The organism is Providencia sp. Je.9.19 (assembly GCF_051129765.1).
Classification (GTDB): domain Bacteria; phylum Pseudomonadota; class Gammaproteobacteria; order Enterobacterales; family Enterobacteriaceae; genus Providencia.
Window position 1 is genome coordinate 12,571 of the sequence record NZ_JBCPSS010000006.1, and the last position, 12,996, is coordinate 25,566.

A 12,996-nucleotide genomic window follows, 5' to 3' on the forward strand; every position below is an offset into this window, starting at 1 on the left:
GAGCATACATAAGTATGTGACTTGCGTGGCTGAATGAAGCCAACACCGCCACGGCGGGCGAAATATAACTTCTTAACTCTATTTATATTTATTCTAAATAGTTCGTGTTGTGGCTAGGCGGCAAAGTGAAGACAGCGCAGGGAACATACACAAGTATGTGACTTGCGTGGCTGAATGAAGCCAACACCGCCACGGCGCGAAATATGACGAATATATGACGAATATAAAAAGGCCCGCATACGATGCGGGCCTTATCTTATAACTTTCGGATGTAGCGAAAGCGTATTATTTGGCGTTCAGACGCTCTTTAATACGAGCAGCCTTACCAGAACGCTCACGCAGGTAGTACAGTTTAGCTCTGCGAACAGCACCACGGCGTTTAACAGCGATGCTATCTACGACTGGTGAGTGAGTTTGGAATACACGCTCAACACCTTCGCCGTTAGAAATTTTACGAACAGTGAATGCAGAGTGCAGACCGCGATTACGAATAGCAATAACCACGCCCTCAAATGCCTGCAGACGTTTTTTAGAGCCTTCAACGACCCATACCTTAACTTCCACGGTATCACCCGGACGGAATGAAGGTAAGTCTTGCTTCATCTGCTCTTGTTCAATTTGTTTAATAATGTTGCTCATAATAATTCTCTTACCCTAGGTAAACTGATATGTTTAGACAACTTAATTGTCTAGATTCATTTGTTGCTCAGACTGATATTCATTTTGAAATTCAGTCAGCAACATCCTCTGCTCGTCAGTCAGAGCTAGGCTTTTCAGAAGATCAGGTCTTCTAAGCCAGGTTCGGCCAAGCGATTGTTTCATGCGCCAGCTATTTATTCGTGCATGGTTCCCTGAAAGTAGTACTTCCGGAACCTGCATATCGTCTAACACTTCAGGGCGAGTATAGTGAGGACAATCCAACAAGCCATCAGCAAAAGAATCTTCTTTAGCAGAGGCTTGATGCCCAAGTACTCCAGGTATAAACCGAGAGACTGAGTCTATCAACACCATAGCAGGGAGTTCCCCACCACTGAGAACGTAATCACCGATTGACCATTCTTCATCAACTTCGGTTTGAATGATCCGCTCATCAATACCTTCATAACGGCCACAAACTAGAATTAACTTCTCGCTTGTTGCCAACTCACAAACTCCGTCTTGACTAAGTTTGCGCCCTTGAGGAGAAAGATAAATAACCTTTGCACCTGCACCGGCCTCAGTTCGTGCTGTCTGGATTGCATCCTTTAACGGTTGCACCATCATCAGCATGCCTGGACCACCACCATAGGGGCGATCATCGACTGTTTTATGGTTATCGTGTGTAAAATCTCGCGGATTCCAACACGACACAGTCAGCAGGCCATTCTTAACTGCCCGACCAGTTACCCCGTACTCGGTTATTGCGCGGAACATTTCGGGAAACAGGCTAATTACACCAATCCACATGACTTAGTCCCACTCATTAACACCGTTCAACCGGAGATTTAAAAACCAGGATCCCAATCCACTTCAAGAAGTTTAGCATTGAGATCGACATTCTTGATAACCTGCCCATCAAGGTACGGAACTAACCGTTCCTTGATACCGAATGCATCTTTTAAATTCGCCTTGATAACCAGTACATCATTTGAACCAGTTTCCATCATATCGACAATGATACCAAGGTCATACCCTTCTAACGTAACTACATGACAGCCCATAAGGTCTTTCCAGTAGTACTCGTTATTGTCTAATTTAGGAAGTTGAGATGAATCAACGACAATTTCAAAATTAGTCAAAAGGGTTGCTTCGTCGCGGTCATTAAACCCACTTAGCTTGACAATGACATCCTTGTTGTGATGTTTCCAATCTTCAATCTCAAGATGTTGCCATTGACCTGAACGTTGGATAAACCAAGGTTGATACTCAAAAATACTTTCAGCATGTTCGGTGGAAGAAAAAACTTTGAGCCAACCACGAATACCATATGCGGCCCCTAGTTTTCCCAAAATAATTGGGTTCGTAGGAGGCAGTAGTTTAGTTTGCTTGCTCATTGTTACCACCGTGACAGATTAAGCTGCTTGTTTAGCTTGTTTGACCAGTTGTGAAACACGGTCAGAAATAGTTGCACCTAAACCAACCCAGTGCTCAATACGGTCAAGATCTAAACGTAGTTCTTCTGCTTGACCTGATGCGATCGGGTTAAAGAAACCGATACGCTCGATAAAACGACCGTCACGCGCATTGCGGCTATCAGTTACAACGATTTGATAGAACGGACGTTTTTTAGCGCCGCCACGAGATAAACGAATTGTTACCATAACATCCTCATTAGTTAATAAAACAACCAGACTCCATCGAGGGATAGAGTCCGGTTGTTATATAAAAAGCCCGAAAAGTTTACTCACTTTGACGCAAAAATCAACCAAAAGTGCATATTGTTTGAGGCTTTATTACTTAACGCCCCGGAAATCCCGGAGGCATCATACCCTTCATACCGCGCATCATCTTGGCTAAGCCGCCTTTTTTCATCTTTTTCATCATGCGCTGCATATCATCAAATTGTTTTAAGAGGCGATTAACCTCTTGTACTGTTGTACCAGAACCAGCTGCAATACGACGCTTGCGTGAACCTTTGATAATTTCAGGTTTTGCACGCTCTTTACGCGTCATTGAGTTGATCATCGCTTCCATACGAACAGTAATTTTATCATCCATTTGGGATTTAACGTTATCGGGTAGTTGGGACATGCCTGGCATTTTGCTCATCATGCTTGCCATACCACCCATATTACGCATTTGTTTTAACTGACTTAAAAAGTCGTTTAAATCAAAGCCATCACCTGTTTTAAGCTTTTTAGCGAGTTTTTCTGCTTCATCGCGGTCAACTTTGTGCTCAATCTCTTCAATAAGAGATAAAACATCGCCCATACCTAGGATACGGGAAGCAACGCGCTCAGGGAAGAATGGCTCAAGTGCTTCTGTCTTTTCACCAACCCCTAAGAACTTAATTGGCTTACCAGTAATAGCACGAATAGATAACGCCGCACCACCACGAGCATCACCATCGACTTTAGTTAAAACAACACCGGTCAGTGGTAGTGCTTCATTAAACGCCTTTGCAGTATTGGCAGCATCTTGACCAGTCATCGCGTCTACGACAAACAATGTTTCTACTGGGTTGATAACACGATGAACTTCTTTAATTTCATCCATCATCGCTTCATCAACGTGCAAGCGACCCGCAGTATCCACTAATAGCACATCATAAAACTGAAGTTGTGCGTGTTTTAATGCTTTTTGTACGATAGTAACGGGTTTTTCTTGAGTATCAGAAGGGAAAAAATCAACACCAACTGATTCAGCTAATGTTTCCAACTGCTTAATCGCCGCAGGGCGATAAACGTCAGCAGAAACCACTAAAACTTTTTTCTTTTGTTTTTCTTTTAAGTGCTTACCCAGTTTTGCAACGCTAGTTGTTTTACCCGCACCTTGTAAACCTGCCATCAAAACAACAGCTGGCGGTTGGGCAGATAAATTTAACTGATGGTTTTCTTCTCCCATCGCGCGCGTAAGTTCATTTTGAACGATTTTAATGAACTCTTGACCAGGAGTAAGACTTTTATTGACGTCTTGCCCTACTGCGCTATCTTTAACTTTCTGAATAAAATCACGAACAACTGGTAAAGCGACGTCGGCTTCAAGTAAAGCCATACGCACTTCGCGCAATGTATCTTTAATGTTTTCATCAGTCAGACGTCCGCGCCCGCTGATATTGCGCAAAGTGCGCGATAGTCTGTCAGTTAAATTATCAAACATATGTATTAGCTCAATTCTGTTTATGGGCCTAAGTTACAACCTGATATGGTTGCTAATACGATTAATTACAAGTCATTAAATACGGGTTCTACATTACAAGGTATTTGATGTCATAATTAAAAAATAACGATTTGCTTATCATTAATCCAATATGTAAATCGATTACAGCAAAAACTAACCCTAAAAATAATTTGGCTAGTGTATCATATCCGATGTTTTTCCGCTGCTCTGTGTTTTGATCTGATTTTACAGGTTATTATGGATTTACTTTTATCATTGATGATCAATTAAGCAGTATCATGAAATGCTATCTACAACTAATTATACGTCGTTCAAGCGACCAATGGTTGGAGCCTACCCTTGCACGAGTTATACTGTAAATAACTTTCCACTAAAAATGAATAACGACACTATACTATGCCCGTATTTGCAGTCATAGCAGTTTGTACATACATGATCAGCCTACTGCTGATTGTTCCTAGTCAGGTTCGTAAGCAGCCTCTATATCGCCGACTAGCTCTTTTATTAGCCATTATCGCGCTGATAACTCATGCTATTACTCTAAAACTACTCATCTTTAGTGAGTCTGAAGGACAAAACCTCACATTACTCAATTTGGGTTCTGCGGTTAGTTTACTGATGTGTGTGATTATGACTGTTGTCTCCTACTGGGGACGAGCTTGGTATTTAACACCTGTCGTTTATAGTTTTGCGATTATCAACCTGATGCTTTCAACCATCATGCCTGGCGAATTTATTACACACTTAGAAGCCAGCACACCATTATTTATTCATATCGGTTTAGCATTATTAAGTTATGCGACCTTACTCATTGCGGCTTTATACGCATTTCAAGTGGCAATTATTGACCATCAGCTTAAAAATAAGACACTTAAGTTTAGTTCTGATATGCCACCAATGATGGTTGTTGAAAGAAAAATGTTTCATATCACCCAAGTCGGGGTAATTTTGTTGACCCTGACACTGTGTACTGGATTTGTTTATATGGATAATATTTTCGATAAAGAAAATATTCATAAATCTGTGTTATCAGTTATTGCATGGTTTGTTTATATCACCCTGCTTTGGGGACATTTCCATGGTGGATGGCGAGGGAAACGAGTTTTATTTTTCCATGTTGCCGGCTCAATTATTTTAACCATGGCTTTTTTCGGTAACCGTCTGTTACAACAATTTATGATCGCTTAGTTTTTGGCTTAATACTCAATTATGCCGATAAATCGCAATAAGGAATCTTGTTTTGGATGATGTGTCTACAAGTACGCTAATCATCATACTGATAGTTTTAATTTTTTCATCAGCCTACTTCTCTGCATCAGAAACTAGCATGATGACGCTAAACCGCTATCGTTTAAAGCACTTAGCTAAGCAAGGCAATCGCTCTGCAATACGCGTCGAAAAACTATTACAGCACCCCGATAAGCTATTAAGCCTTGTGCTTATCGGTAATAACCTCATTAATATTGTCGCATCTGCGCTTGCAACAATCATCGGTATACGCCTCTATGGTAATGCTGGTGTTGCTATAGCAACGGGTATTCTCACCTTTGTTATTTTAGTTTTTGCTGAAGTCATGCCTAAAACCATCGCGGCGCTCTATCCTGAAAAGATAGCCTTTCCAAGCAGTTATATATTAAAACCACTTCAAAAAATCATGACGCCAATTGTATGGATGTTCAATGCAATTACGGCCATCTTTATGCGTTGTTGTGGCATAAAATCATTGGTGATTCGCAGTGATGCAGTTAATAAAGAAGAACTGCGAACAATTGTTAATGAATCAAAAAATAAATTAAGCCGTCGAAATCAGGACATGTTGATTTCTATCCTAGATTTAGACAAGGTCACTGTCGGTGACATCATGCTACCAAGGAATGAAATTGTTGGGATTGACGTCAATGATGATTGGAAATCAATTGTCAGGCAGCTTACCCACTCGCCTCATGGCCGTATTGTGCTTTATCGTGATTCTCTTGATGATGCTATCGGTATTCTCCGGGTACGTGAAGCCTATCGATTAATGGTAGAAAAACAAGAATTTAATAAGCAAAATTTAATCAAAGCCGCTGATAATATTTATTTTATTCCCAACAGCACTCCCTTAAATCTTCAGCTTGTTAACTTTCAACATAACAAAGAAAAACTTGGGATTATTGTTGATGAGTATGGTGAGATCCAAGGCCTAATTACCGTTGAAGATATTCTGGAAGAAATAGTGGGTGACTTTACAACTTCAATGTCTCCGTCTTTAGCAGAAGAAGTTATGCCTCAAAGCGACGGTAGCGTACTTGTGGATGGCTCGGCTAATATTCGCGAGCTGAATAAGGCTTTTGATTGGAATCTCCCTATAGAGGGTCCTAGGACCATTAACGGGATGGTGTTAGAGGCTATTGGCGATATTCCTCAACCAAATGAGCAAATTTTGATTGGCCGCTATGTTATCGAGGTCTTGCTAGTAAGTGATAATATCGTCAAACAGGTAAGGATCAGTCCATTAGCATTCAATGCTCAACCTCCTGAATTTTAACTTGTTTGATTTGTTACGCTATTTCATACAAATAGAGCCTTAAATGATTTAAGGCTCTATCTTTTTGAATCAATTATTGTATCCAATAATTAAACATGTAATTGCGCTAACTTATCTTCTGGAAGTGCTAAGTCGTCGTTTTTATTAATACCAATTTTTGTATTAATCACATTACGGGCGATTTGCTGTGCTTCTTCCAATGAGTGCATCTGGCAAGTTCCACACTGATAAATATTTAATTCAGGAATTTTATTTTGATCTTTGACGTTCAAAACATCCTGCATAGCGGCTTTCCAAGCATCTGCAACACGTTGCTCGTCAGGCTGACCGATTAAACTCATATAAAAGCCTGTACGACATCCCATTGGCGAGATATCAATAATTTCAACACCATTACCATTTAGATGGTCACGCATGAAACCTGCAAACAAATGCTCTAGAGTATGAGTCCCTTTTTCAGTCATTGCTTCTTGATTTGGAACGGTAAAACGCAAATCGAATACGGTGATCGTATCACCGCTCGGCGTTTGCATGGTTTTTGCCACGCGAACAGCAGGTGCAGCCATACGCGTATGATCTACAGTAAAACTGTCTAATAACGGCATTTCGTGACCTCCTAGAAGATAAAAAAATATTTATAGAATAAATGAAACTATTTAAAAAATACGCAGTCTGAATTACTGAAAGACGCACATTTTTATTATCATCCCTGATTCTCTAAGATTTTTTATTTGGCCACTTAATGTGGCCATTTTCTTTTAACGTCCTGCGTGCGTATGCAGGTAGTCTTCAAAACTTTCCGTTTCGTTTTGTTCCATCAACGCTTGCTTTTCAATTGAAGCCAATCGAGCTTGTTCAAATTGCGCTTCTGTGATCACTTCGTAAGGTTCATTAATTAACTGCTCAAAATATTTCTCAGCTAGTTCTAAACCATAACCACCGATCCCTTTATCCAACATTTCATCCATCACTAATGCCGAATATGTCAAAGTTGGATCTTCAAACATCGCCACGAACTGATGACAAACTTCCTGATATTTTTCATCACAGCAAGTATCCAAAACTTCAGCAACACGAATAAGATCTTTAAAAAGTTGCTGTCCGACTTCAACGAGAGGCTTAACTTCACTACCACAGCCTAAACCAATTACTTGTCCCGGTTTTCGACCTTCAAGGATCACTCGATTCCAATTTTGACGACTACAATCTAACTCCTGAGCATTCATCTCAGGTGCATCAGCAAGTACGCACCATATTAAGAATAGATCAACAAATCGAGCTTGTGTTTCATTTACACCAATTGCACTAAATGGGTTGATATCGAGAGAACGCACTTCAATATATTCAATACCACCGCGGATTAGCGCATCCGAAGGCGATTCGCTGCCTTTTGGCACACGCTTAGGACGAATTGGTGCGTATAACTCATTTTCAATTTGTAGCACATTCGTATTTAACTGAATGTACTTACCCTCTTTCTTCACACCAAGTTGTTTAAATTCTTCAGATGGCTTGTGAATCGCTTTTTTAAGACTTTCGACATATTCCTCTAAATGATTAAACGTGATGTTTAAATCACTTTGAGATTTATTGGTATAACCAAGATCGCTCATTCGCAATGATGTCGCATATGGCAAGTAATACGTACCACATTCGGTTTTATTGAAAGTTAGCATGGTGTCTCTATCTTTAAGGAAAGAGCCACAAATAGCGGGTGATGCGCCGAATAAGTATGGAATAACCCACCCAAAGCGATAGTAGTTTCTAATAAGGCGCAAATAGCCATCAGAAATCTTATCTTTACCGCTTTCTTCGTCTTCTACCCCTGCCCAAGCTTGCCAAAACTCAATAGGTAAAGAGAAATTATAATGCACCCCTGCAATTGTCTGCATCAATGCACCGTAACGATTTTTTAACCCTTCACGATAAAGTGTTTTAAAACGTCCGACATTGGAAGAACCATATTGAGCAAGCGTAATTTTTCCTTCGCTTTCAATAAAGCACGGCATACTCAAAGGCCACATTCTTTCATCTTTAAGATGACGAGCAGTATAACGATGCAAATCTCTCAAAAATGCTAAGTTATGGCTGATGCTTTTATCTACAGGTGTAATAAACTCAAGTAACGACTCTGCAAAATCTGTCGTGATCCATTTATGTGTTAGCGCCTTTCCCAGCGCTTCAGGATGCAATGTCTCTGCAATAGAACCTGTTGGAGTAACACGCAAGGTTTCACGCTCAATACCGCGTTGAATGCCATTGAGTGCTTTTGGGTGCGCCTCTAACCATGAGAGCGCTTTAGATACGTCCGGGATCAAATCGACCTCCCGCCTGTGATTTAGTTTTATGTTATTAAGGCAATTACTTTAGCTTAAATCACATAAATTGTCGCTGTCTAGATGTGTGGTTTATCGATGAATGGTGTAATAGATAGGTAAGTGAATGTGATATGCAAAATTTTAGATAAAAAAAACTCCTCAATATGAGGAGTTTTTTAATGATGGTGCAACCGGGAGGATTCGAACCTCCGACCGCTCGGTTCGTAGCCGAGTACTCTATCCAGCTGAGCTACGGATGCATAATTTTTTATGTCGATAATCAATCGACTCTCAGGAATAACAAATTAAGGGTAAATATTATATTGATATACTAGATTTTCTAGCCAAGAAATGGTGCATCCAGGAGGATTCGAACCTCCGACCGCTCGGTTCGTAGCCGAGTACTCTATCCAGCTGAGCTATGGATGCATGTCGTTTAAAACTTATTTCTTTATCAAAACTTACTTTTAATTTTTACTCTATTTTGGCATTTTAAAACCAAAATAAAACCCCATCAGATTTACTCATAGGGTTGAATATGGTGCAACCGGGAGGATTCGAACCTCCGACCGCTCGGTTCGTAGCCGAGTACTCTATCCAGCTGAGCTACGGATGCACAATCTAAAATGGCGGTGAGGGAGGGATTCGAACCCTCGATGCAGCTTTTGACCGCATACTCCCTTAGCAGGGGAGCGCCTTCAGCCTCTCGGCCACCTCACCATATTTTAGTTACACACGATTTGTTTTTTCAAACATCTCGTCTCTGTGTGGCGCACATATTACTTTCCTACACTTAGAAGTCAAACAATTTCTCTAAACTTTTTGCATTCCAGTGTCTGTTTGCACATTTCACAAGCAAGATGCTTAGTTTAACACCGAAATACATATTTATCCGCTGTTATCTGTATAACTTTATGAATAAAAACAGCGCACCCAAAATGAGTAATTAATCGCATTATTTTGATTAACCATCTAAAATCGGCCAAATCTTAAGCTAAAGAAAAATAAAAAAGAAAGAAATAGAATTGATAGCAGCCCGCAAATTTATTTGCTAACGACTCAAAGGCATTAAATTTCACTAATAAAGACTTAGAAATTAAGTTTGTTGAATTGAATTTAAGGAGTAAGACAAGCGCCCATTCATGCTGTGTGGTCAATAACTGGACGCTTATTCATTATTATTGATTATCTGGTTGAGTCTTTTCGGCCTGGATCCGTTGATAAATTTCTTCACGGTGAACAGAAACCTCTTTTGGGGCATTAACACCAATACGAACTTGGTTGCCTTTGACGCCCAATACAGTAACTGTTACCTCATCGCCTATCATGAGTGTTTCACCAACTCGACGAGTCAGAATAAGCATTCTTTGCTCCTTGAAATATTAAAAGAGTCGGGTCTCTAGGTATCCCCGCTATTGTCCATCACACACCGTGAAAACGTAAAGCAATGACATTCACCTAAAGCATTGATGCCATCAAGGCAAGCATTCTAATTATTTACAAGCAAAATATAGCACTACCCGCAACACTTTAACAATGCTGCAACAGATTAAAATTGCCTCATAAAATGATGAGGCAATTTAGACAAGCTGTTATAGTCGTGAAGCAACCCATTCTTCGACACTCGCCATAGCCGCCGGTAACGCATTAACGTCATTACCTCCAGCTTGAGCCATATCTGGGCGTCCACCACCTTTACCACCAACTTGCTGTGCAACATAAGATATCAAATCACCTGCTTTAACTTTAGCAGTCAAATCATTAGTTACACCAACAATCACACTGACTTTATCACCACTCGTTGTTGAAAGCACGATAATCGCTGACTTCAACTGATTTTTCAGGTCATCAACCATGGTTCTTAATAGTTTAGGTTCAGTGTCACTTAATTGGCTAACGAGTAACTTAGCACCCTTAATATCTTTTGCTTTGCTACTTAATGAAGCACTTTCTTGGGAAGCTTGCTGGTCTTTAAGTTGTAAAATTTCTTTTTCGAGTTGACGAGATTTATCTAATGCAGACTTAACTTTTTCAACCAAGCTATTCATGTCACCTTTCAATAAATGAGCAATTGCGGCAAGTTGCTCAGATTGACTGTGAACACTTTCAATCGCCGTTGAGCCTGTTGTGGCCTCTATACGACGAACGCCTGCTGCGGTACCTGATTCACTCAAGATACGGAATAAACCAATATCACCCGTGCGGCTAGCATGTGTACCACCACATAATTCGATAGAAAAATCGCCCATGCTCAATACTCGCACACGCTCATCATATTTCTCACCAAATAATGCCATAGCACCTTTTGCTTTTGCCCCCTCTAAATCCATCAATTCTGTTTCAATTACTGAATTATGACGGATTTGAGCATTAACAATATCTTCTACTTGACGTAATTGGTCCTGCGTCATGGCTTCAAAATGCGAAAAATCGAAGCGCAGGTATTTATCGTTAACTAATGAGCCTTTTTGTGAAACATGTTCACCTAAAACTTGGCGCAGTGCAGCATGTAATAAGTGTGTTGCTGAGTGATTTAAGCGAATAGCATTACGTCTTTCACTATCAATTTCAGCATTTATACGGTGATTGATAACCAACGAACCCGTTGTCACCTTACCAATATGACCGATTGCCTGACCATATTTCTGAGTATCTGTAACAACAAAGTTTCCACTATCATTTTTCAAGATACCAGTATCACCAACCTGACCACCTGACTCTGCATAAAATGCAGTTTTATCAAGGATTACAATGCCTTCTTCACCTACATTTAAAGAATCAACAGGCTGACCATCTTTATAAAGTGCAGTGATTGTCGCTTGTTGCTTATCCTCTTGATAACCTGAAAACTCACTTCTTTTTTCAACTTTAATCAATGAGTTATAATCCGCGCCAAAACCGCTAGATTCTCTTGCGCGACGGCGCTGATCTTCCATTGCACGCTCAAAACCTTCTTCATCTACTTTGATATTACGCTCACGACAAACATCTGCCGTTAAATCAATAGGAAAGCCGTAAGTATCATATAGACGGAATGCCGCTTCACCTTCTAGGGTGTCGCCTTTTAAAGAAGCTAATTCGTCATCAAGTAATTGCAAACCACGCTCTAACGTGCGTGCAAATTGCTCTTCTTCTGTTTTAAGAACTTTTTCTACCATCGCTTGTTGACGTTGAAGTTCATCCGCAGCTGAGCCCATGACTTTAACTAACGGCGCGACTAATTTGTAGAAAAATGTCTCTTTCGCACCTAGCATATAACCATGACGTACCGCACGGCGAATAATACGACGAAGTACATAACCACGCCCTTCATTCGACGGAATGACACCATCGCTAACTAAGAATGCACACGAACGAATATGGTCAGCAATCACGCGCAATGATTTATTAGAAAGATCACTTGCACCTGTCGCATTTGCAGCGGCTGAAATTAATTCGCGGAAAATATCAATATCATAGTTAGAATTTACATGCTGTAGTACTGCTGAAATGCGCTCTAAGCCCATTCCTGTATCAACTGATGGTTTAGGTAGCGGTTCCATCGTACCGTCTGATTGACGGTTAAATTGCATGAAAACAAGATTCCAGATCTCAATATAGCGATCACCGTCTTCTTCAGGGCTATTAGGCGGTCCACCCCAAATGTGATCACCATGATCGTAGAAAATTTCAGTGCAAGGACCACATGGCCCCGTATCGCCCATCTGCCAAAAGTTATCAGACGCGTATGGAGCACCTTTGTTATCGCCAATACGAATTATGCGTTCAACTGGAATGCCAATTTCTTTATTCCAGATGTCATAAGCTTCATCATCTGTCGCGTATACAGTAACCCACAGTCTTTCTTTCGGTAGATTAAACCAATCTTCACTGGTTAATAATTCCCAAGCAAATTGTATCGCTTCATGCTTGAAATAGTCGCCGAAACTGAAGTTACCTAACATTTCAAAGAAGGTATGGTGACGTGCTGTATAACCTACGTTTTCTAGGTCGTTGTGTTTACCACCTGCTCGCACGCAACGTTGTGCGGTTGTCGCTCGGGAATATGCTCTTTTATCCAGGCCAAGAAATACATCTTTGAACTGGTTCATCCCTGCGTTAGTGAACAATAAAGTAGGGTCATTATTTGGCACTAGCGAACTGCTGGCGACCACTTGATGACCTTTCGTATGAAAAAAGTCGAGAAACGCTTGACGGATCTCAGCGGTGCTTTTACTCATATTTATCCCGATAACAAGCTGAAAACTGAATTACGAATTGTTGAGATGGAATGTAACATCACCTCTAATCAACTCTCCGATTAAAAAGTGACTAATAAAATAAAGTCTCTTT

General features: G+C 40.5%; 11 protein-coding genes and 4 tRNA genes. 2 read left to right on the forward strand and 13 right to left on the reverse strand.

What is annotated here, in order from left to right; translation table 11 throughout:
* Positions 1 to 285: 285 nt before the first annotated feature.
* The 5 genes from rplS to ffh all read right to left on the reverse strand — a co-directional run bounded on the left by rplS (position 286) and on the right by ffh (position 3,798).
* Positions 286 to 639: a 50S ribosomal protein L19 gene (rplS, locus tag AAZR93_RS17450; RefSeq protein WP_294107341.1), complete on the reverse strand. Its 354-nt coding sequence runs from the start codon at positions 637 to 639 to the stop codon at positions 286 to 288.
* A 42-nt stretch (positions 640 to 681) separates the two neighbouring features.
* On the reverse strand, positions 682 to 1,446 hold the full coding sequence (gene trmD / locus AAZR93_RS17455) for a tRNA (guanosine(37)-N1)-methyltransferase TrmD (RefSeq protein WP_294107339.1): 765 nt from the start codon (positions 1,444 to 1,446) through the stop codon (positions 682 to 684).
* Between the two features lie 38 nt (positions 1,447 to 1,484).
* Positions 1,485 to 2,033 (reverse strand): ribosome maturation factor RimM, encoded by a 549-nt coding sequence (rimM, locus tag AAZR93_RS17460; RefSeq protein ID WP_294107338.1) that lies wholly within the window; start codon positions 2,031 to 2,033, stop codon positions 1,485 to 1,487.
* Between the two features lie 18 nt (positions 2,034 to 2,051).
* The gene (rpsP, locus tag AAZR93_RS17465; protein WP_294107337.1) at positions 2,052 to 2,300 is read right to left on the reverse strand and encodes a 30S ribosomal protein S16; all 249 of its coding nucleotides are present in this window, start codon (positions 2,298 to 2,300) and stop codon (positions 2,052 to 2,054) included.
* Between the two features lie 136 nt (positions 2,301 to 2,436).
* A complete protein-coding gene (gene ffh / locus AAZR93_RS17470) occupies positions 2,437 to 3,798 on the reverse strand; it encodes a signal recognition particle protein (RefSeq protein WP_294107336.1) in 1,362 nt (453 codons plus the stop codon).
* Positions 3,799 to 4,215: 417 nt separating this feature from the next.
* Here ffh and AAZR93_RS17475 point away from each other — a divergent pair, with 417 nt between their 5' ends.
* Together AAZR93_RS17475 and AAZR93_RS17480 are read left to right on the forward strand one after the other, a co-directional pair.
* Positions 4,216 to 5,007, forward strand: a complete 792-nt coding sequence (locus AAZR93_RS17475; RefSeq protein WP_294107335.1) for a cytochrome C assembly family protein — start codon at positions 4,216 to 4,218, stop codon at positions 5,005 to 5,007.
* A 52-nt stretch (positions 5,008 to 5,059) separates the two neighbouring features.
* Positions 5,060 to 6,346 carry a CNNM domain-containing protein gene (locus AAZR93_RS17480; protein WP_434720554.1) on the forward strand — a complete coding sequence of 429 codons (1,287 nt, stop codon included), beginning with the start codon at positions 5,060 to 5,062 and terminating at the stop codon, positions 6,344 to 6,346.
* Positions 6,347 to 6,435: 89 nt separating this feature from the next.
* Here AAZR93_RS17480 and luxS read toward each other — a convergent pair whose 3' ends face one another.
* The 8 genes from luxS to alaS all read right to left on the reverse strand — a co-directional run bounded on the left by luxS (position 6,436) and on the right by alaS (position 12,884).
* Positions 6,436 to 6,951, reverse strand: a complete 516-nt coding sequence (gene luxS / locus AAZR93_RS17485) for an S-ribosylhomocysteine lyase (protein ID WP_294107333.1) — start codon at positions 6,949 to 6,951, stop codon at positions 6,436 to 6,438.
* A gap of 153 nt (positions 6,952 to 7,104) precedes the next feature.
* Positions 7,105 to 8,664, reverse strand: a complete 1,560-nt coding sequence (gshA, locus tag AAZR93_RS17490) for a glutamate--cysteine ligase (protein ID WP_294107332.1) — start codon at positions 8,662 to 8,664, stop codon at positions 7,105 to 7,107.
* 183 nt (positions 8,665 to 8,847) lie between these two features.
* A tRNA-Arg gene (locus tag AAZR93_RS17495) sits at positions 8,848 to 8,924 on the reverse strand.
* A 92-nt stretch (positions 8,925 to 9,016) separates the two neighbouring features.
* Positions 9,017 to 9,093: transfer RNA gene (locus AAZR93_RS17500), tRNA-Arg, on the reverse strand.
* A 110-nt stretch (positions 9,094 to 9,203) separates the two neighbouring features.
* A tRNA-Arg gene (locus AAZR93_RS17505) sits at positions 9,204 to 9,280 on the reverse strand.
* 11 nt (positions 9,281 to 9,291) lie between these two features.
* Positions 9,292 to 9,384 (reverse strand) — tRNA-Ser (locus tag AAZR93_RS17510).
* A gap of 458 nt (positions 9,385 to 9,842) precedes the next feature.
* The gene (csrA, locus tag AAZR93_RS17515; protein WP_004264815.1) at positions 9,843 to 10,028 is read right to left on the reverse strand and encodes a carbon storage regulator CsrA; all 186 of its coding nucleotides are present in this window, start codon (positions 10,026 to 10,028) and stop codon (positions 9,843 to 9,845) included.
* 228 nt (positions 10,029 to 10,256) lie between these two features.
* Positions 10,257 to 12,884, reverse strand: coding sequence for an alanine--tRNA ligase (alaS, locus tag AAZR93_RS17520; protein WP_294108841.1), 2,628 nt, complete (start codon positions 12,882 to 12,884; stop codon positions 10,257 to 10,259).
* Between the last annotated feature and the right edge of the window lie 112 nt (positions 12,885 to 12,996).

Excerpts from the sequence above, each read along its gene's own strand:
- AAZR93_RS17475 (WP_294107335.1), top strand. The coding sequence starts at position 4,216 with ATGCCCGTATTTGCAGTCATAGCAGTTTGTACATACATGATCAGCCTA.
- rimM (WP_294107338.1), bottom strand. The coding sequence starts at position 2,033 with ATGAGCAAGCAAACTAAACTACTGCCTCCTACGAACCCAATTATTTTG.
- ffh (WP_294107336.1), bottom strand. The coding sequence starts at position 3,798 with ATGTTTGATAATTTAACTGACAGACTATCGCGCACTTTGCGCAATATC.
- alaS (WP_294108841.1), bottom strand. The coding sequence starts at position 12,884 with ATGAGTAAAAGCACCGCTGAGATCCGTCAAGCGTTTCTCGACTTTTTT.
- rpsP (WP_294107337.1), bottom strand. The coding sequence starts at position 2,300 with ATGGTAACAATTCGTTTATCTCGTGGCGGCGCTAAAAAACGTCCGTTC.
- trmD (WP_294107339.1), bottom strand. The coding sequence starts at position 1,446 with ATGTGGATTGGTGTAATTAGCCTGTTTCCCGAAATGTTCCGCGCAATA.
- rplS (WP_294107341.1), bottom strand. The coding sequence starts at position 639 with ATGAGCAACATTATTAAACAAATTGAACAAGAGCAGATGAAGCAAGAC.
- csrA (WP_004264815.1), bottom strand. The coding sequence starts at position 10,028 with ATGCTTATTCTGACTCGTCGAGTTGGTGAAACACTCATGATAGGCGAT.
- luxS (WP_294107333.1), bottom strand. The coding sequence starts at position 6,951 with ATGCCGTTATTAGACAGTTTTACTGTAGATCATACGCGTATGGCTGCA.